This window comes from Embleya sp. NPDC059237 (genome assembly GCF_042754105.1).
Taxonomy (GTDB): Bacteria; Actinomycetota; Actinomycetes; order Streptomycetales; family Streptomycetaceae; genus Embleya.
Genome location: NZ_JBHZAE010000002.1, coordinates 336,071 through 353,938, shown reverse-complemented (window position 1 = coordinate 353,938; position 17,868 = coordinate 336,071). Strand labels below are relative to the sequence as shown.

Here is a 17,868-nt window from a genome sequence, read left to right as displayed (position 1 = left end):
GGTCACTTACCTCCGTCGCCGCGCGCGGGGGCGGGCACATTCGGGTCGGGATCAGGCGGCGATACCGTCGCGAGCGGTCCTGGATCGGCCCCTCGCCCGAGTCGGCGCAACCACCCACCTTTGCGGAACACCCCGCCGCGCACGGCCAGGAAGATGATCACCACGGCCTGGAGCACCGAGGTCAACTGCTGCGGCACGGCGGTCTCCTGCTCCATGCCGAAGCCGCCGATGGTCAGCGCGCTGAAGAAGAACCCGGCGGCGACCGTGCCCAGCGGGGACGCGGCGGCCAGCAGCGCGGCGAGCAGCCCGGTCCAGGTGTAGCCGGGCGTGGTCAGCGAGCCGTCGACCAGCCGGTACGGGAAGCCGAGGACGGCGATCGCGCCGACCAGCCCGGCCAGCGACCCGGAGGCGAACATCAGCCGCAGGGTCAGCCGGGCCCGGTCCACCCCGGCGTAGCCGGCGAAGCGCGCACCCAGGCCGGTCATCCGCACCTCGTAGCCGGCCGCGGTGCGGTGGTCGACCACGAAGTAGACGAGCGCGGCCAACCCGATCAGCACGATGCCCACGCTGACCCCGGTGCCCGCGCCGGATCCGGCGGCGAACTCGGGCAGCTTGACGCCCTCGGGCAGCCGCTCGGTCTGCGGGATGCCCGAGCCCTTCTGGAGCAGCGGGAAGCGCACCATGTAGGACACGAACGACATCGCCGGGTAGCTCAGGAGCAGGCTGCTGACCAGGAGCGGAACACCGCACCGGGTCTCCAGGACGGCGGCCAGCGCGGCCCACAGGCCGCCCGCGAGCATGCCCGCGAGCAGGGCCAGGACCACGGTGATCGCGCTGGGGAAGGGGGAGTACAGGCCGACCGCGACGGCGGCCAGGCCGCCCAGGACCAGTTGGCCGTCGCCGCCGAGGTTGACCAGGCCCGCGCGCAGCGGGATGGCCAGCGCCAGGGCCAGGCCGACGATCGGGATGCTCTCGCCGAGCGTGTCGCCGATGCCCTCGGAGCCGAACGCCCCGGTGAATACCGCGCGATAGGCGGTGACCGGGTCGGCGCCGGTGCCGGCCAGGATGATCGCGCCGAGCAGCAGCGCGGCCACGATGGACGCGGTGACCGGGGACAGTACCGCGCCGCGCAGGCGCAGGGCGGCGTACCGGGCCGGGCCGGGGGCGTGCTCGATGGCCGTACCGGCCTTGATGGCAGTCATGTCTGATAACCCGTCAGGCCAGGTGGGCGGTGGTCGGTGCGGGGTCGGGATCGGGGCCCGAGTCGGGATCGGTGGTCGCCTCGATCGTGCCGCCCGCCATGGCCAGGCCGATCCGGTGCGGATCGGCCTCGGCGCGCGGGAGTTCGGCGACGACGCGGCCCTCGTACATGACCAGGACCCGGTCGGCCAGCGCCAGGATCTCGCTCAGCTCGGCGGAGACGAGCAGTACGCCGTGGCCGGCGTCGCGATACTCCACCAACCGCGCGTGGATGTTCTCGATCGAGCCGATGTCCACACCCCGGGTGGGCTGTTCGACCAGGAGCAGCGGCGCGTCGTGGGTGATCTCCCGGCCCAGGATGGCCTTTTGCTGGTTGCCGCCGGACAGCGTGCCGATGGTCACCGCGGGGGAGGCGGCCTTGACCCCGAAACGTTCGATCACCCGCGTCGCGTGCTCGCGGATCGCGCCCCGGCGCAGGAAGCCGCCGCGCGCCACGAGCGGCGCGGTGCGGTGGAAGCCCATCGCCAGGTTGTCCGCCAGCGAGGCGTCGCGCGCGGCGCCGACCGTGGCCCGGTCCTCGGGGACGTAGGCCAGACCGGCCGCCCGTCGCCGCTGTACCGAGGCGCCGCTCACGTCCGAACCGGCCACCAGCACCCGACCCTCGGCGGCGGGCCGCAACCCGGCCAGGGCTTCGACCAGTTCGCTCTGCCCGTTGCCCGCCACGCCCGCCACGCCGACGATCTCGCCGGCCCGTACGGTCAGCGACACGTCCTCGACCAGCGGCTTGGCGCCGCGCCCGGCCGACACGGTGAGCCCGCGCACGTCCAGCACGTCGGCGGCGGGGGTGCCGGCCGGGTGGGTGCGGTCCAGGTCGATTCGCCGGCCCGTCATGGCCAGCGCGATCTCGGCCGGCGTGGTCTCGGCGGTGGCCAGTCGGGCGGTGACCCGGCCGTCGCGCAGCACGGTGACCCGGTCGGCGACCGCCATCACCTCGCCCAGCTTGTGGGTGACGAGCAACACGGTGCGTCCGGAGCGGGCCAGGCCGCGGATCACCTCCAGGAGGCGATCGGCCTCGGCGGGGGTGAGTACGGCGGTGGGCTCGTCCAGGATCAGCACGCGCGCGTCGCGGTAGAGCAGCTTGAGGATCTCCACCCGCTGCTGCACGCCGACCGGCAGGTCCGCGACACGCGCGTCGGGCGGTACGCGCAGGCCGTGCGTCTCGACCAGTTCGGCGACCCGGGCCCGGGCGGCGGCCCGGTCGACCAGGCCGCGGCGGGTCGGCTCGCTGCCGTAGACCACGTTCTCGGTGACGGTCAGGGACGGGAAGAGCTTGAACCCCTGGTGCACCATGCCCAGTCCGGCCGCGATCGCCTGGACCGGCGAGCCGAAGGAGTGCTCGGCGCCGCGCAGCAGGATGTGGCCGGCGTCCGGGCGTTGCAGGCCGTACAGGATCGACATCAGGGTCGACTTGCCCGCGCCGTTTTCGCCCATGACGGCGTGGATCTCGCCGGTCTCCACCCGCAGATCGACCCGGTCGTTGGCCAGTACGCCGGGGAAGCGCCGGACGATGCCGCGCATCTCGACCTCGGCGAAGTCACCGGGGGCGGCGGCGTGCTGATCGTTCATCGGGCGTGTCTCCGGTGGAAAAGGGGGCGGTGGGACGAGCGTTGGCCGGGGTCGGGGCGCGGTGTGTGCCGTGCCCCGACCCCGGCTCGCGAACTCGCTACTTGGCCGCGGCGGGGTCGGCCACGGTGATCGTGCCCGCCACGATCTGGTCGCGCAGAACCTGGACGGTCTTGATCACCTCGGGACGCTGGGCGATCAGGCACTGCGAGGTCTCCACGCCGCTCTCCAGGCCGGTGAGGGTGATGCCGCCCTCCTTGACGCCGTAGGAGGTGACGCCGCCGGGCTTGCCGCCGACGATCTGCTCGACGCCCTTGTCCACCGCGATGTCGGTGCGCTTGATCACGTTGTCCACGACCGTGCCGGGTGCCGCCGAGCACTGGTTGACATCCACGCCGAACGCCTGGAGGCCGGCCGACTTGGCCGCGTTGAACACGCCGAGGTTGCCCGCGGCGGAGGCGGCGCCCATCACCTGGTCGACGTCCTTGGCCTTGAGCGACGCGGTCTGCTCGCCGGCGCGGGCCGGGTCGTTGAACGGCTTCTGACCGCCGACGAACAGCTGGGTGAAGGAGCTTGCCGGGTTGGTCTGCTTGGCGCCCGCGCCGAACGGGTCGGAGAAGCGGCGGATCTGCGGGCTGTCCAGCGCGACCACCGCACCGACCTTGCCGCTCTTGGTCAGCAGGCCCGCCTCGGCGCCGGCGAGGAAGGTGCCCTCGTGCTCGCGGAAGGTGGCGCAGGTGATGTTCGGGTACGGCTTGGTGGTGCACGAGTCCACGAACAGGAACTGCTGCTTCGGGTTGGCCTCGGCCTGCTGGGCCAGCACGTCGGCGAACTCGAAGCCGACCGCCACCACCACGGCGGGCTTTTGCCGGACCGCGGCCTCCACGTTCTGCTGGATCGCGCTGGTGTCCTTGCTCTCCAGGACGGTCGCGGTGCCGCCGGCCTTCTTGGCCGCGTTCTGCGCGCCGGTGGCGGCCAGCTTCAGGAAGTCGTTGACGCCGATCGGCTCCGGGGTGACCAGCACCACGTTCTTGCCGGCGCCGCCGCCCGTGCCGCCGGCGGCCGGGGTGTTGCCCTTGTCCTTGTCGGCGGAGGCGTTGCACGCGGTGGCGGCCAGCGCGGTGCCGACGAGGAGACCGGCCACGGCGAGGCGGTGGCGGAAGGTGTTGCGGTACATGAGCGTCCTTGGGAGGAGTGTCGACGCCGGCGGTGCGGTGTGTGGCGTCGGTGGTTCGGGGACGGAAACCTCGCGATCCCGGAGTCGGGTCTCGGGATCCCGGAGCTGTGGGAGCTGTCGGAGCGGCGGCCGGTGCGGCGCGATCGGTGCGGGTTTGCCGGTGCGGGACGACCGGTCAGTGCGAGCGCCGACAACAGCGGTCGGTGCGGCGCGTGTCGGCGTCGAGGGCGCCGCGCTCGTCGAGCGAAAGGGGCGGACGGTGACACGCCATGGAGCGGCCGCGGCACTCGATGCGTACGTTGTCGCAACGCCACGTTTCGGCCACAGCCGGCTCCTTTCCGATCGAACCAGACACGCTCGAAGGTCGATGTGATGATCACATGTGACTGGTTTCGGGGGGAGGTTAGCACCCTCACCAGGCACTTCACTCACTTGTTCAGGATGTGGACAGATTGTCCATGATGTGGCCGATGGGTGGGCGTGGGGTACGGGTGTTCGTCCCGGATGGCGGGTGTGGGTCCGCCGGGCGCGGGGCGGCGACGTAGCATCCGTGGTGCCGGACCGTGCGGTTGCCGCGTCCGCCGCCGCACCGCGGCCTGCCCTCGGGCCGGTGTTCGCACCGCCCGCGCGGCGCTTGTTCCCCCGCCCGGAAAGGACCCCCGATGGCCTCCGAGATACGCTCGCTCGCCTGGCACGACACCGGCCTGCGGCTGCTCGACCAGACCGCGCTGCCGCAGCGGATCGTGTACCTCGACATCACCGAGGTGGACGCGCTGATCGACGCGATCCGCCGACTCGCGGTGCGCGGCGCGCCGGCGCTCGGCGCGGCGGGCGCGTACGGCGTCGCGGTGGCGATGCGGCAGGGTGAGCGGCAGGACTGGGACGCGGCGCGACTGGCCGCGGAGATCGGGCGGATCCGGGACGCCCGGCCGACCGCGGTCAACCTGGCCGGCGGCGTGGACCGGGTGTTGCCGTTCGCGGCGAAGGGCGTGGACGCGGTGCTCGCCGAGGCGGACGCGGTGGTCCGGGAGGACGTCGAGGCCAATCACGCGATCGGTCGGCACGGCGCCGACTGGATCCTGTCCCGGGTCGGGCGTCGTCCGCTGCGGGTGCTCACCCACTGCAACACCGGATCGCTGGCCACCGCCGGGTGGGGGACCGCGCTGGGCATCGTGCGCGAACTGCACGCGCGCGGCGCGGTGGAGGTCGTGTACGTCGACGAGACCCGGCCGCTGCTCCAGGGATCCCGGTTGACCGCCTGGGAGTTGGCCCAGGAGGGCATCGCGCATCTGGTCCAGCCGGACGGCGCGGCGGCGAGCACGATCCTGCGCGGGTTGGTGGACGTCGCGGTGATCGGGGCGGACCGGATCGCGGCCAACGGCGACACCGCGAACAAGATCGGGTCCGTGGGCGTGGCACTGGCCTGCGCCGACGCGGGGATCCCGTTCGTGGTCGCGGCGCCGCTGACCACCTTCGACGACGCGACGGCGCACGGGGACGAGATCACCATCGAGGAGCGCCCCGAGTCGGAGGTGTTGGAGGTGGCCGGTGTGCGGGTCGCACCGGCCGAATCGCGCGCGTTCAACCCGGCGTTCGACGTCACGCCGGCGCGGTTGATCAGCGTGATCGTGAACGAGACGGGTGTGCGGGAGTACTGAGCCCGGCCCCGGCGGTCGAGCCGCGCCGGGCGACGACGGCGCATCCATCCGTTTCGCGCGGCTCGCTCCATCCACATCCGTCCCGATCCGGGGCCGGCCCGCCCCGGGTGCGAGGATGGCTCGTCGGTCCCGGTCCGAGGTCCGGACCGATCCCCACCCATCGCAGCCTCGTGAACGACACAGTGAGGAACCTCCCATGACGACCCCCGACGCCGGAATCCCCGCCTCGGTCTCGGATCCCGTCCACGCCGCCGGGGCCATCCTCGCCCGGGAGGCCGCGCGTTTCGCCGGACTCGGCTGGATGCGCGGCACCTCCGGCAACCTGTCCGTGGTGCTCTCCCGCGACCCTTTGCGGCTCGCGGTCACCGCCTCCGGCCTGGACAAGGGCGAACTGGCGACGGACGACCTGGTCGTGGTGGACGCCGCCGGCGACCCGGTCCCCGAGGCGGCGAGCACCCCGCCGCGCCGGCCGTCCGCCGAGGCCGGCCTGCACGCCCGCGTGGTCGCGCTGACCGGGGCGGGCGCGGTCTTCCACGTACACACCCTGGCCGCGGTGCGCGCGGGCAAGCGCTGGCCCGCCGGGATCGAACTGCGTGACATGGAAATGCTCAAGGGCATCGGCCGTTCCGCGCACGACGAGACGGTCACCATCCCGGTGATCGCCAACAGCCAGGACATGACCGAACTCGGCGACCGCCTGGAAGCCGCCCTGGTCCCCGGTGTGCCCGCGGTCGTCGTCGCCTCGCACGGGCTGTACGTCTGGGGCGAGACCCCGATCCAGGCCCGCCACCACGTCGAGATCGTCGAGTGGCTCCTCGAATACCGCATCGCCGAGGGCTGAACCCCGACGCACGCGGCCGATCCGGACTTCGGCACCCGAATCCCGAAGTCCGGAACGCGGCCGGGTCGCACTTGCCGGCAGCCCACACGATTCCGGGGCCCGGCTATGTGCGCCCGCGGGTCTGGCCGTCGTAGCGCAGAATCGGGCTGTCCTCGCGCAGCAGGCGTTGACGATAGGCGACGGCCAGCCAGGCGGCCTCGCGGTAGGCGGCCTCCAACTCGTGATACACCGTGTCGATCAGCGCCGGCGCGGGGCCGTTCTCGGTGCGGAAGGCCAGGAACAGCCGTACCGCGAGCGGATCCCCGGCCAGCGGACGTACCGCCATGTCGGGACGCGGACGCGAGGTGGGCTGGCACGGCGTGACCACCTCGCCGATCGCGACCAGGGAGGCCGCGGTCAGGTAATCCCCGTGCAGGATCCGGGGGTTGATGCCCGCGTCGGACAACACCTCGCGCAGGCCCTCCCATTCGCCGTCCACACTCGGATCGACCATCCACTGGTCGTCGGCCAGGTCGGCGAGTTTGACCTCCGGTTCGGTCACCGCCGGATGATCCGGCGACAGGGCGATGAACTGCGGTTCCCGCTCGACGAGTACGCGGCGGCGCATCCCGTCCGGAACGCGCAGCGGGAAGCCCTCGACCTCGTGCACGAACGCCACGTCGAGCTGGCCGGCGGCGACCATCCCGAGCAGTGTGCTCGCCGATACGTCCACCCGGAGATAGGTGTCGGTGGTGGGCAGGCGCAGCCGAAGTCGGCGCAACCAGTCGGCGATCACCCGGTTCGCGGTGCCGCCGATGCGCAGGTTCGGCCCGGCGGTGCGGACCGCCTCGGCCTGGGTGTCGATGACCAGTGCGCTCATCTCGGCCATGATGGGTCGGGCCCGGTGCAGCATCGTGAGGCCGAGGGGGGTGGGTCGGCTGCCGGTCCGGTCGCGCACGAACAGGGGGGCGCCCAGGGCGTTTTCGATGCGTCTGAGCTGGGCGGTCAACGAGGGCTGGGTCATGCCGAGCAACCTGGCCGCCGCGTGCAGGCTGCCGGTGTCGCCGATGGCACACAGTGCGCGGAGGTGCCTCACCTCGAGCTCCATGATGCGGAGGATAGGACGCTCCACCGAGGTCGTACCAGACACGTGTGCACGCGAGATCGGTCGCGGGCGGTGAATCCGCCGTAACACGATGCGTGGACGGCCGGTAACGGTGCGGGAACGCCGGGTGGTGCCTCGGGAGCGGTGCGGGAACGGCGCGCGAACCGCGGGTGATACGACCGTGCTATCGCCGGTTGTCATCATCCGGGCCGGACGGGGCGCCCATGAGACTCGTTTCCGCACCGAACTGGTCTTCGGCACCCAAGGAGCACCGCCATGTCCCCTGCGCGTCCCCGAACCCCCCGTAAGACCGTGATCACCGCCATCCTCGGCCTCGGCCTCGCGGCCGGAGTGATCGCCGCCCCCGCGGCGTCGGCCGGCCCCAGCGATGTGGCGGCCCCCCTTCGCCACTCCGCCAACTACACCGGCAACGAGGATCAGGCGCAGAACCAGGCGTTCCTCGACGCGGTGATGCAGTCCGTGGCCGCCAAGCGCGCCGCCGCGCCGGGCGCCGCCGTGGTCACCGTCACCTACAGCTCGTCCAGTGCACCCACGTTCCGCACCCAGATAGCGCGTTCCGCGCAGATCTGGAACAGCTCGGTCACCAACGTCCGGCTCCAGGAGGGCAGCAACCCCGACTTCCGGTACTACGAGGGCAACGACTCGCGCGGTTCCTACGCGAGCACCGACGGCCACGGTCGGGGTTACATCTTCCTCGACTACCGGCAGAACCAGCAGTACGACTCGACCCGGGTCACCGCACACGAGACCGGCCACGTGTTGGGTCTGCCGGACCACTACTCCGGGCCGTGCAGCGAACTGATGTCCGGTGGCGGCCCCGGCCCGTCCTGCACCAACCCGAACCCGAACGCCCAGGAGCGCTCGCGCGTCAACACCCTTTGGCGCAACGGCCTGGCGGCCTATTCCGCGAAGTTCTGACCCCGGCTCGCGGCGCCCACCGGGCTCCTCCCCGGCTCCCTTCCCCCGGGCGCCGCGTCGTCCCCAGAACCGGCACCCGATCGTCGTCGATGCGACGGTCGGGTGCCGTTCCATGGGGCCGGGGCGGGGTTTGGGCGGTTGGTTCGGCGGGAGGATGGGGGGATGGAGAACCTGGTGCCGCTCGTGGTCGTGGATTCGGCGAATGTGGTGGGGGCCGTGCCGGACGGGTGGTGGCGGGATCGGGTGGGGGCCACCGAGCGGTTGCGCGATGCGTTGGCGGAGGTGGCTGCGACGGGGGTGCCGGCCGGGGTGTCCGTGCCGGAGTGGGCTTGTGCGGGGCCGGTCGAGGTGGTGTTGGTTGTCGAGGGGGCGGCCGGTGGGGTCGTCGGGGTCGACGGTGTGCGGGTCGTGCGGGCGGAGGGGAGCGGGGACGATCGGGTGGTCGACGTCGTCGCGGCCGCGCCCGGGCGCCGATGCCTCGTGGTGACCGCCGATCGGGGCCTGCGGGCGCGCGTATCGGCCCTCGGGGCCGAGGTGGTCGGGCCCCGCGCGGTGCGTCCTTAGGGTCGGGCGCCGGATATTGTGGGGGGTGGTGGTTCGGGTGCCGCCTTGGACGTGGGTGAGTGGCGGAGGACCGGATGACCACCAATCGGGTGCGTAAAGGTGTGATTCGGGGGCGGATGGCCGCCTCCGGGGAGTCGTATGTCGTGGCGGCGCGGCAGATGGCCGTGCCGCGCGGGGCCAAGGCTCCCGACGCGCGGACCGCGGCGGCGTTGCGCACCCGCTACTGGGAGCCGGCCGAATCGTTCGATGTGCCGTGCCCCTGCGGGGGGACGTGTGCGCCCGGTGAGCGGTGTGAGCGCTGCCACGCGACCTATCGGCACGCCGCCCGGGTGCCCGGCAGTCGGGTCGACGTGGAGGTGTGGCAGGACCGGTACGACTGCACCGGTTGCGCCAACACGTACTCGTTCGAGGTGACCCTGCCGGACCGGCCCTGGGGCGTGGTGCGGACCGTTCCGCAGCGGGGCGGGCGGGAGCCGATCGTGCGGGTCGAGGTGTTCGAGGGCGTCGACCATCCGGACCCGCCGCGCTGACGGCAGGTCAGCGTACGCGTTCCAGGCGGAAACGTTGGTCGGCGGCACCGGAGCAGGCGGCCTGCTCCGCCTCGGCCTTGACCGTGGTTTCGGCCGGGCCGCCGAGGATGCCCACACACAGGCCGCTGTGTACCGGGCTGATGCGGTAGACGCCGGGCTCGGCGGGCTGGGCGGGCTCGATCAGGAAACGTTCGTTGGCGGCGCGGGTGCACGGGCCGGGGCTGAGCAGCGCGCCGGGGGTCAGCATGGACTCGTCCACGCGCAGGCAGCCGACGCCCTTGACCGGGTGGCGCCATTCGATCTGGTACACGTCCCGGTTGAGCGAGGTCAGGTAGGTGTCCGGAACCAGGTTCGCGCACGGCATCTGGGCGGCGATGGGGCGATCCGTGCGGCCGTTGCGTTCGCGGCCCTCGCCCAGGCACAACGAGCCGTCCCGGATCTGGCCGGGCTTGATCAGGTAGTGGCCGTTGGGCAGACGACCGTGGTGGTCGTCGTCGCCGGCGCGGATCGCGACCACTATGGCGCCGGCCGTCACGACGCCCGTCGTGACGGCGGCGATCGCCCAGAGACGCCAACGGCGTCGGGCGGGCTTCGGGGCGATCGGCGGGTCGGCGGGGGCCGGCGGCTCGGCGTCGTCCGGGCGTTCGGCGATGCGGCCGGCCGCCAGGTCGTCGCGGACCTTGAGCCAGCGGGCGGTGGCCTCCGGGCCGAGGCCGCAGGCAGTGACGAGGGCCTCGACCAGATCCGCCCGGGGCAGCGTGGTGCGACCGAGTGCGGCGGCGACCGTACTGGCCGGCAAAACCCGGCCGGACGCTTCGGCCTTGGCCGCCAACTGCCGATAGGTCAACGCCGACCACTCGCGTAACTCACGCAACAAGGCCACGTATTCGGCCGCCGTGGTCGCCGTGTCCGGCCGCGGAGTTCTGTCGTCACGCCCTGTCACAAGACCCCCGTCGGTTACGTCGGCACATACTCACCGTCGCTGATGCGCGACCCATGGTGCCGGCAGTTCGACGGAGCGGCGAGCCCCAGAAAAGCGATATACCGGACGGTGTGCGCGGGCTCCGCGATCGGGCGGCCGGCCCCGGATCCCGTCCGGAACACGTTCGGGACGAGGGCGCCACCTGCCGGGACACGGGCTTCGATGTCCGGGACGGGTGCGGTCTCTTGCGCGGGGAGGGGTGCATTTCCCCGAGCGGGAGCGGTGGATCGTGGGGCGATCGGTGGGCCGCCGCGCGGTGGGTCGGCAGGATGCGGTACGACATCTCCTGTGATCGACGAAGCCCCCACCGCGCCGCGGACCGTACGCCTGTTCGTGGCCCTCGCCCCGCCCGACGACGCCAAGGACGAACTGGCGCGCGCCCTGCGGCCGGTGCATGCCGCGCATCCTCGGCTGCGCTGGAATCGCATCGAGGACTGGCACATCACGCTGGCCTTCCTCGGCGAGGTCGCGGTCGACGTGGTCGAGGCGCTGCGACCGCCGCTCGCGGAGGTGGCCGTCGCGGCCGAGCCGCTCACGCTCGCGCTGCACGGCGCCGGGCAGTTCGACGAGCGGGTGTTGTGGAGCGACGTACGCGGCGATCTGGACGCGCTGCACACGCTGGCCGACGCGGTCCGGGGTGTGGTGGCGGACTGCGGAATCCCGCTGGAAAACCGGCCGTTGCGGGCCCATCTGACTCTGGCCCGAGCTCGCAGGGACAACCTCGACGGCATCGCGGCCGCCGCTGCCGAACTCGCCGACTTCACCGGACGGCCCTGGCCCGCCCGCATGTTGCACCTGGTGGCGAGCAACCAGGGCCGCGGACCCGGACCGATCCACTACCGCGACGTGGACGCCTGGCCACTGCCGACCCGATAGCGCCGACGCGTACGGGAGTCGGCCGCCCGGCCCGAACACGGGGATTGCCGGGGGTACGCGCGCGGGTACGTGCTTTCGTGTGATCGTGAGGTCGCCCGGTGTGGTGAAGTCGGGCCCCGTTCGGTGGAGGTTTCGATGACATCGATCAGCGAAGGTGCCTACGACCGCCGCCGGTTGCGGCAACTCGTCGCCGGCGGCACGCGGGCCGACGGGCCGGGCCGGCGCGATCTGCTCAAGCTGCTCGCGGCGGCCGGAGCGCTGTCGGTGTTGCCGACGACCGGTGCCTTCGCGGCGGGATCGGCCGCGCCGGGCATCGTCAAGCCGCTTCCGCCCGAGTGGTTCACCGTGCGCGGCACCAACGCCGAGACCGACTTCGCGGCGCTCGCAGACACCGGATACCTCACACCGGTCGAGCGTTTCTTCGTGCGCAACCACACCTCGACTCCGCAATCGGCCGCCCGGGACTGGCGGTTGCGGCTGTGGGGGAGCGGACTGCGCACAAACGTCGGATACGACGACGCGATCACCCTCGACCTGGACCAGCTGCGCCGACTGCCCGCCCATACGCACACCGCCGCCATCGAGTGCGCGGGCAACGGCCGCAGCCTCTACGCCTCCCAGCAGGGCGAGACCGTGCCGGGCACGCCCTGGACGCTGGGCGCGATCGGGGTGGCCCGGTGGCGCGGCGCGCGGCTGTCCGACGTGCTGCGCCGGGCCGGACTGCGCCCCGACGCGGTCGACGTGATGCCGCGCGGACTGGACGATCCGTACGTCGGTGGTGGGGTCGACTACGGCCGGGTGCGCCGGCCGCTGCCGTTGGCCAAGGCGCTCGACGACGTGCTTTTGGCGTACGAGATGAACGGCGCGCCGCTCGCGCCGGACCACGGCGCGCCGGTGCGGGTGGTGGTGCCCTCGTGGGTGGGCATCTCCTCGATCAAGTGGGTCGGTGACATCGAGGTCTCCGCGCAGCCGCTGTACTCGCCGTGGAACACCGAGTTCTACCGGATGTTCGGCCCCGCCTTCCCCGAGGGCGGTGGGCCACCGCTGACCCGACAGACCCTCAAGAGCGCGTTCGAGCTGCCCTTCGGCGCGCGGCTCGCGGCCGGTGTCACACACCGGCTCACCGGCCGGTCCTGGTCGGGCGCGGGCGGCGTATGCCGGGTGGAGGTCAGTACGGACGGTGGTGTGCGATGGCGGCACGCGCACCTGTGGGACGAGCCGAGGCGGGACGGGTGGGTGCGCTGGAGCGTGGATTGGCGACCCGCCGAGTCCGGGCCGGCGCTGTTGCTCGCCCGGGCGAGCGACACGGCCGGGCGTACGCAGCCGGACCGCGCCACGTTCAACACCCAGGGGTATCTCTTCGACGCGGTCGTTCGCCACCCGGTGACGGTGGGCTGACCCGACACCGCCCCGGCCGGCGCGGGGCCGATCGGGGCGGTGTGGGTGCGAACGGGTCAGGCCAGCGTGGCGAGCGCGCTGTTGAAGGTCGCCGACGGGCGCATGACCGCCGACGCCTTGGCCGGGTCGGGGCGGTAGTAGCCGCCGATGTCGGCCGGCTTGCCCTGGACCGCGATCAGCTCGTCGACGATCGTCTGCTCCTGCTCGCGCAGCGTGTGCGCGAGCCCGGCGAACGCCTCGGCCAGTGCCGCGTCCTCGGTCTGCGCGGCCAGCTCCTGCGCCCAGTACAGGGCCAGGTAGAAGTGGCTGCCGCGGTTGTCGATGCCACCCAGGCGCCGGCTCGGCGACTTGTCGTTGTCGAGGAAGGTGCCGGTGGCCCGGTCCAGGGTGTCCGCAAGCACCTGGGCGCGGGCGTTGCCCACCGACTGGGCCAGGTGCTCGAAGCTGACCGCGAGGGCCAGGAACTCGCCCAGGCTGTCCCAGCGCAGGTAGTTCTCCTTGACCAGCTGCTGCACGTGCTTGGGCGCGGAGCCGCCCGCGCCGGTCTCGAACAGGCCGCCGCCGTCCATCAGCGGGACCACCGAGAGCATCTTGGCGCTGGTGCCCAGCTCCAGGATCGGGAACAGGTCGGTCAGGTAGTCGCGCAGCACGTTGCCGGTGACCGAGATGGTGTCCTCGCCCCGACGGATGCGCTCCAGGGAGAACGCGGTCGCCTCGACCGGCGACAGGATCTCGATCCGCAGGCCCTCGGTGTCGTGCTCGGGCAGGTACTGCTTCACCTTGGCGATCAGGTTCGCGTCGTGCGCGCGGCCCTCGTCCAGCCAGAACACGGCCGGGGCGCCGGTGGCGCGGGCACGGGAGACGGCGAGCTTGACCCAGTCCTTGATCGGCGCGTCCTTGGTCTGGCACATCCGGAAGATGTCGCCCGCGGACACGACCTGGGACAGCACCACGGTGCCGGCGCCGTCGACCACGCGCACCGTGCCGGCGGCGGAGATCTCGAAGGTCTTGTCGTGGCTGCCGTACTCCTCGGCCTTCTGCGCCATCAGACCGACGTTGGGCACCGAGCCCATGGTGGCCGGGTCGTAGGCGCCGTTGGCCTTGCAGTCGTCGATGACGACCTGGTACACGCCCGCGTAGCTGCTGTCCGGCAGCACCGCGAGGGTGTCCGCCTCCTTGCCGTCCGGGCCCCACATGTGCCCGGAGGTGCGGATCATGGCCGGCATCGAGGCGTCGACGATCACGTCGCTGGGCACGTGCAGGTTGGTGATGCCCCGGTCCGAGTCGACCATCGCCAGTGCCGGACCGGCGGCCAGCTCGGCGTCGAAGGACTCGCGGATCTTCGCGCCGTCGGGCAGCGCGTCCAGGCCCTTGAGGATGGCGCCGAGGCCGTCGTTCGGGCTCAGGCCGGCCGCCGCGAGCGCCGCGCCGTGCTCGGCGAACGTCTGCGGGAAGAAGGCGCGGACCGCGTGGCCGAAGATGATCGGGTCGGAGACCTTCATCATGGTGGCCTTCAGGTGCACCGAGAGCAGCACGTCCTCGGCCTTGGCCTTGGCGACCTGCGCGGCCAGGAACTCGCGCAGCGGCGCGGCGCGCATCACCGACGCGTCCACCACCTCGCCCGCGAGCACCGGTACCGACTCGCGCAGCACGGTGGTGCTGCCGTTGTCGCCCACCAGCTCGATGCGCAGCGTGCCCGGCTCGGCGATCACGGCCGACTTCTCGGTGGACCGGAAGTCGTCGGCGTCCATGGTGGCGACGTGGGTCTTCGACTCGGCGGTCCAGGCGCCCATGCGGTGCGGGTGCGCCCGCACGTAGCTCTTCACCGACGCGGGGGCGCGGCGGTCCGAGTTGCCCTCGCGCAGGACCGGGTTGACCGCGCTGCCCAGGACCTTGCCGTAGCGGGCCCGGACGTCCTTGTCCTCGTCGGTCTTCGGGTCGTCCGGGTAGTCCGGGAGCGCGAAGCCCTGCTCGCGCAGCTCGGCGATGGCGGCCTTGAGCTGCGGGATCGAGGCGGAGATGTTGGGCAGCTTGATGATGTTGGCTTCCGGCGTCTTGGCCAGGTCGCCCAGCTCGGCGAGCGCGTCGTCGAGGCGCTGCTCGGCGGTCAGCCGCTCCGGGAAGTGGGCGATGATGCGCCCGGCCAGGGAGATGTCACGAGTCTCCACCTTGACCCCGGCCGTCGCCGCGTACGCCTGGATCACCGGCAGGAACGAATACGTCGCCAGCGCCGGGGCCTCGTCGGTGTGCGTATAGATGATGGTCGGGTCAGTCACAGGATGCTCCGCTCCATGTCCGCAACATTGCTCGACATCAAGATATCTTGCGGCGGGTGGTGGTGCGTCGCGGGCCCTGCCGGTTCCGGGACGGACTGTGGGTGCGGCGCGACATATTGCGACGGTCGGCTGTATCGAGGCGGTCGGCCGGTCAGACTGTGACGTGTCGCACCGCATCTCAGGGAGGAAGCCCGGATGAGTACGGACGTCGTGGTGATCGGCGCGGGGGTGATGGGTTCCTCGATCGCGCTCGAACTCGCCCGCGCGGGGCGGCGGGTGACCGTGGTGGACAAGGCCGGCGGGGTGGGCCTGGGCTCGACCGGCGCGTCCAGTGCGATCGTGCGGTTCAACTTCCCCACATACGCCGGAGTGGCCGCGTCGTGGGAGGCGCTGTTCTGCTGGCGGGCCTGGCCCGAGCACCTGGGCTGCGAGGTCGCCGACCCGGTGCGCTTCGAGCGTTGTGGGCTGGCCCTGCTCGATGCGGATGCCGCGCCGCGCGGGGCCTACCTGCCACTGTTCGACGCGGTCGGGGTGCCGTACGAGGAGTGGGACGCGCAGACGCTGGCGGCCAGGATCCCGGGTCTGGACGCCGGGCGGTACTGGCCGCCCAGACGGCTGGACGACGAGGCGTTCTGGGCGCCGGCGACCGGCACGCTCGGGGCGGTGTTCACCCCCGACGCGGGGTACGTGAGCGATCCGCAGCTGGCCGCGCAGAACCTGGCTGCCGCGGCGCAGCGATACGGCGCCGAGTTTCGGTTCCGACGCACGGTGACCACGATCGAGTCGACGGCCGGTCGGGTGCGCACGGTGGTGCTCGACGACGGGTCCCGGCTCGCGTGTGCGACGGTGGTCAACGCGGCCGGGCCCTGGTCCGGGCGGATCAACGAACTGGCGGGCGTGGGCGCCGACTTCACCATTGGGGTGCGACCGCTGCGGCAGGAGGTCGAATATCTCCGGGCACCCGACGGCTACAACCCGCAGGGCGCGGCCGGGGTCGCCGTGGCCGACCTGGACCTGGGCGTGTATCTGCGCGGCGAGGTCGGCGGCGGGATGCTGGTCGGCGGGGTCGAGCCCGAGTGCGACCCGCTCCAGTGGCTGGACGACCCGGACGAGGCGAACCCCAACCCGACGCAGGCCGTGTTCGAGGCCCAGGTGACCCGGGCGGCCCGGCGGCTGAGCGGGCTGACCGTGCCGAACCGGGCGCGCGGGGTGGTCGGGGTGTACGACGTCGCCGACGACTGGACGCCGATCTACGACCGAACCGAACTGGACGGCTACTACGTGGCCATGGGCACCAGCGGAAACCAGTTCAAGAACGCCCCGCTGGTGGGGCGGATGATGGCCGCCCTGATCGAGGCGGTGGACAACGGGGCGGACCACGACGCGGATCCGGTGTGCTTCGTCGGCCCACACACCGGCAAGCGCATCGACCTGGGCGCGTTCTCCCGCCGGCGCAGCGTCAACACGGCCAACTCCGGGACGGTCTTCGGCTGATCCCCGGGCCGGCGGGACCGACGGGTCGCCGGACACGGCGCAGGCCCCGTACCGCCGTGACGCGGGCGGTACGGGGCCGATCGGATGCCCGAGATCAGCGGCCGAGGCCGGTGCGGGCCGCGACGGCCGTGTCCGGGTGGTCGGCGAAGACGCCGTCCAGGCCGAGGCCGTAGAAGAGTTCGTACTCGGACGTGATGTCACCGCGTGCGTTCGGGTCGGCGCCGAGCCGGAAGTCCAGCGGCAGGAACTGGTTCTCCGCGCGGAACGTCCAGGCGTGCACGAGCAGTTGGTTGCGGTGCGCGTCGCGGATCACCGAGGTCGGCGCGAGCAGCTTGCCCGCCGCGTCGCGGGGCACGATCAGGTTCTTGTTGACCCCGATGCCGTCGGCGTAGGAGTGGATCCACTTCAGGTTCTCCGGCTTGGCCAGATCCTGGTACGTACGCGGGTCGTTCGCCACCACCAGGTCGTACGGGCGACCGCTCGCGTCCAGCAGTTGGATCAGCTTGTTGTCGGTCATCCGGTCGAGCTTGCGCAGGTTGGCGGTCTCGAAGGACTGGATGAACACCTTGTCCTTGCGCCCGGTGAGCCGGTTCTGCTTGAGGACCCGCACCAGCGGCTCCTCCAGCGCCAGACCTATCGACTGGAAGTAGCTCGGGTGCTTGGTCTCCGGGTACACGCCGATCGTGCGGTCGAGCCGGCGGCCCTCGGTGCGGGCCAGGTCCAGGACCTCCTGGAAGGTCGGCACCTCGAACTTCCCGTCGAACGTGGTGTTCGTGGGCCGGACCTGCGGCAGCCGCTCCTTCGCGCGCAGCGTCTTGAGCTCGGCCAGCGTCAGGTCCTCGGTGAACCACCCGGTGACGGGCGTGCCGTCGATGGTCTTGGTGGTCTTGCGCGCGGCGAACTCCGGGTGCGCGGCCACGTCGGTGGTGCCGGAGATCTCGTTCTCGTGCCGGGCGACCAGCACGCCGTCCTTGGTGGACACCAGGTCGGGCTCGATGTAGTCGGCGCCCATCCGGATCGCGAGGCGGTAGCTCTCCAGGGTGTGCTCGGGACGGTAGCCGCTTGCCCCCCGGTGCCCGATCACGATCGGGTGGGCCGACGGCCGCGACGCATCGCGGGACGTGTCGTCCTGGGCCGCGGCGGCGGGAACCGCGATCACGGTCGCGAGCAGCACGCCGGCCACACCGAGCGCGGGAAGGATACGTCGCAACGCCATCTCCTCTGTC

General features: G+C 72.1%; 15 protein-coding genes. 8 read left to right on the top strand and 7 right to left on the bottom strand.

Annotated elements, in window-relative coordinates:
- Nucleotides 1-2: 2 nt before the first annotated feature.
- The 3 genes from ACFXKZ_RS08430 to ACFXKZ_RS08420 form a co-directional block, all read right to left on the bottom strand.
- Nucleotides 3-1,202, bottom strand: a complete 1,200-nt coding sequence (locus ACFXKZ_RS08430) for an ABC transporter permease (protein ID WP_379997830.1) — start codon at nucleotides 1,200-1,202, stop codon at nucleotides 3-5.
- Between the two features lie 13 nt (nucleotides 1,203-1,215).
- Nucleotides 1,216-2,826 (bottom strand): ABC transporter ATP-binding protein, encoded by a 1,611-nt coding sequence (locus ACFXKZ_RS08425; protein WP_379997828.1) that lies wholly within the window; start codon nucleotides 2,824-2,826, stop codon nucleotides 1,216-1,218.
- A 97-nt stretch (nucleotides 2,827-2,923) separates the two neighbouring features.
- Nucleotides 2,924-4,000 (bottom strand): BMP family ABC transporter substrate-binding protein, encoded by a 1,077-nt coding sequence (locus tag ACFXKZ_RS08420; RefSeq protein ID WP_379997826.1) that lies wholly within the window; start codon nucleotides 3,998-4,000, stop codon nucleotides 2,924-2,926.
- Between the two features lie 662 nt (nucleotides 4,001-4,662).
- Between ACFXKZ_RS08420 and mtnA the strand changes: the two genes are divergently transcribed.
- On the top strand, nucleotides 4,663-5,658 hold the full coding sequence (gene mtnA, locus ACFXKZ_RS08415) for an S-methyl-5-thioribose-1-phosphate isomerase (RefSeq protein WP_379997824.1): 996 nt from the start codon (nucleotides 4,663-4,665) through the stop codon (nucleotides 5,656-5,658).
- A gap of 196 nt (nucleotides 5,659-5,854) precedes the next feature.
- Entirely contained in the window at nucleotides 5,855-6,499 is a 645-nt protein-coding gene (mtnB, locus tag ACFXKZ_RS08410; RefSeq protein ID WP_379997822.1) for a methylthioribulose 1-phosphate dehydratase, read from the top strand.
- A 103-nt stretch (nucleotides 6,500-6,602) separates the two neighbouring features.
- On the opposite strand, the gene ACFXKZ_RS08405 is transcribed toward mtnB, so the two are convergent.
- A complete protein-coding gene (locus ACFXKZ_RS08405; RefSeq protein ID WP_379997820.1) occupies nucleotides 6,603-7,586 on the bottom strand; it encodes a LysR family transcriptional regulator in 984 nt (327 codons plus the stop codon).
- 273 nt (nucleotides 7,587-7,859) lie between these two features.
- Between ACFXKZ_RS08405 and snpA the strand changes: the two genes are divergently transcribed.
- The 3 genes from snpA (at nucleotide 7,860) to ACFXKZ_RS08390 (ending at nucleotide 9,616) form a co-directional block, all read left to right on the top strand.
- The gene (gene snpA, locus ACFXKZ_RS08400) at nucleotides 7,860-8,522 is read left to right on the top strand and encodes a snapalysin (RefSeq protein ID WP_379997818.1); all 663 of its coding nucleotides are present in this window, start codon (nucleotides 7,860-7,862) and stop codon (nucleotides 8,520-8,522) included.
- Nucleotides 8,523-8,684: 162 nt separating this feature from the next.
- Entirely contained in the window at nucleotides 8,685-9,086 is a 402-nt protein-coding gene (locus ACFXKZ_RS08395; protein WP_379997816.1) for an NTP pyrophosphohydrolase, read from the top strand.
- A gap of 74 nt (nucleotides 9,087-9,160) precedes the next feature.
- The gene (locus tag ACFXKZ_RS08390; RefSeq protein ID WP_379997814.1) at nucleotides 9,161-9,616 is read left to right on the top strand and encodes a hypothetical protein; all 456 of its coding nucleotides are present in this window, start codon (nucleotides 9,161-9,163) and stop codon (nucleotides 9,614-9,616) included.
- Nucleotides 9,617-9,623: 7 nt separating this feature from the next.
- On the opposite strand, the gene ACFXKZ_RS08385 is transcribed toward ACFXKZ_RS08390, so the two are convergent.
- Nucleotides 9,624-10,490 (bottom strand): hypothetical protein, encoded by an 867-nt coding sequence (locus ACFXKZ_RS08385; protein ID WP_379997812.1) that lies wholly within the window; start codon nucleotides 10,488-10,490, stop codon nucleotides 9,624-9,626.
- 396 nt (nucleotides 10,491-10,886) lie between these two features.
- Between ACFXKZ_RS08385 and thpR the strand changes: the two genes are divergently transcribed.
- Both thpR and ACFXKZ_RS08375 read left to right on the top strand, forming a co-directional pair.
- Nucleotides 10,887-11,474 (top strand): RNA 2',3'-cyclic phosphodiesterase, encoded by a 588-nt coding sequence (gene thpR, locus ACFXKZ_RS08380; protein ID WP_379997810.1) that lies wholly within the window; start codon nucleotides 10,887-10,889, stop codon nucleotides 11,472-11,474.
- 135 nt (nucleotides 11,475-11,609) lie between these two features.
- The gene (locus ACFXKZ_RS08375; RefSeq protein WP_379997808.1) at nucleotides 11,610-12,872 is read left to right on the top strand and encodes a sulfite oxidase; all 1,263 of its coding nucleotides are present in this window, start codon (nucleotides 11,610-11,612) and stop codon (nucleotides 12,870-12,872) included.
- Nucleotides 12,873-12,928: 56 nt separating this feature from the next.
- Here the strand turns inward: ACFXKZ_RS08375 and ACFXKZ_RS08370 are convergent, their stop codons facing one another.
- Nucleotides 12,929-15,148: an NADP-dependent isocitrate dehydrogenase gene (locus ACFXKZ_RS08370; protein WP_379997806.1), complete on the bottom strand. Its 2,220-nt coding sequence runs from the start codon at nucleotides 15,146-15,148 to the stop codon at nucleotides 12,929-12,931.
- A gap of 195 nt (nucleotides 15,149-15,343) precedes the next feature.
- Here ACFXKZ_RS08370 and ACFXKZ_RS08365 point away from each other — a divergent pair, with 195 nt between their 5' ends.
- Nucleotides 15,344-16,642: an NAD(P)/FAD-dependent oxidoreductase gene (locus ACFXKZ_RS08365; RefSeq protein ID WP_379997804.1), complete on the top strand. Its 1,299-nt coding sequence runs from the start codon at nucleotides 15,344-15,346 to the stop codon at nucleotides 16,640-16,642.
- Nucleotides 16,643-16,736: 94 nt separating this feature from the next.
- Here ACFXKZ_RS08365 and ACFXKZ_RS08360 read toward each other — a convergent pair whose 3' ends face one another.
- Complete coding sequence (locus ACFXKZ_RS08360; protein WP_379997802.1) at nucleotides 16,737-17,858, bottom strand: glycerophosphodiester phosphodiesterase; 1,122 nt, start codon at nucleotides 17,856-17,858, stop codon at nucleotides 16,737-16,739.
- Nucleotides 17,859-17,868 lie beyond the last annotated feature (10 nt).

Excerpts from the sequence above, each read along its gene's own strand:
- ACFXKZ_RS08390 (WP_379997814.1), top strand. The coding sequence starts at position 9,161 with ATGACCACCAATCGGGTGCGTAAAGGTGTGATTCGGGGGCGGATGGCC.
- snpA (WP_379997818.1), top strand. The coding sequence starts at position 7,860 with ATGTCCCCTGCGCGTCCCCGAACCCCCCGTAAGACCGTGATCACCGCC.
- ACFXKZ_RS08365 (WP_379997804.1), top strand. The coding sequence starts at position 15,344 with ATGAGTACGGACGTCGTGGTGATCGGCGCGGGGGTGATGGGTTCCTCG.
- mtnB (WP_379997822.1), top strand. The coding sequence starts at position 5,855 with ATGACGACCCCCGACGCCGGAATCCCCGCCTCGGTCTCGGATCCCGTC.
- ACFXKZ_RS08405 (WP_379997820.1), bottom strand. The coding sequence starts at position 7,586 with ATGGAGCTCGAGGTGAGGCACCTCCGCGCACTGTGTGCCATCGGCGAC.
- ACFXKZ_RS08360 (WP_379997802.1), bottom strand. The coding sequence starts at position 17,858 with ATGGCGTTGCGACGTATCCTTCCCGCGCTCGGTGTGGCCGGCGTGCTG.
- ACFXKZ_RS08375 (WP_379997808.1), top strand. The coding sequence starts at position 11,610 with ATGACATCGATCAGCGAAGGTGCCTACGACCGCCGCCGGTTGCGGCAA.
- ACFXKZ_RS08420 (WP_379997826.1), bottom strand. The coding sequence starts at position 4,000 with ATGTACCGCAACACCTTCCGCCACCGCCTCGCCGTGGCCGGTCTCCTC.
- ACFXKZ_RS08395 (WP_379997816.1), top strand. The coding sequence starts at position 8,685 with ATGGAGAACCTGGTGCCGCTCGTGGTCGTGGATTCGGCGAATGTGGTG.
- ACFXKZ_RS08430 (WP_379997830.1), bottom strand. The coding sequence starts at position 1,202 with ATGACTGCCATCAAGGCCGGTACGGCCATCGAGCACGCCCCCGGCCCG.
- mtnA (WP_379997824.1), top strand. The coding sequence starts at position 4,663 with ATGGCCTCCGAGATACGCTCGCTCGCCTGGCACGACACCGGCCTGCGG.
- ACFXKZ_RS08425 (WP_379997828.1), bottom strand. The coding sequence starts at position 2,826 with ATGAACGATCAGCACGCCGCCGCCCCCGGTGACTTCGCCGAGGTCGAG.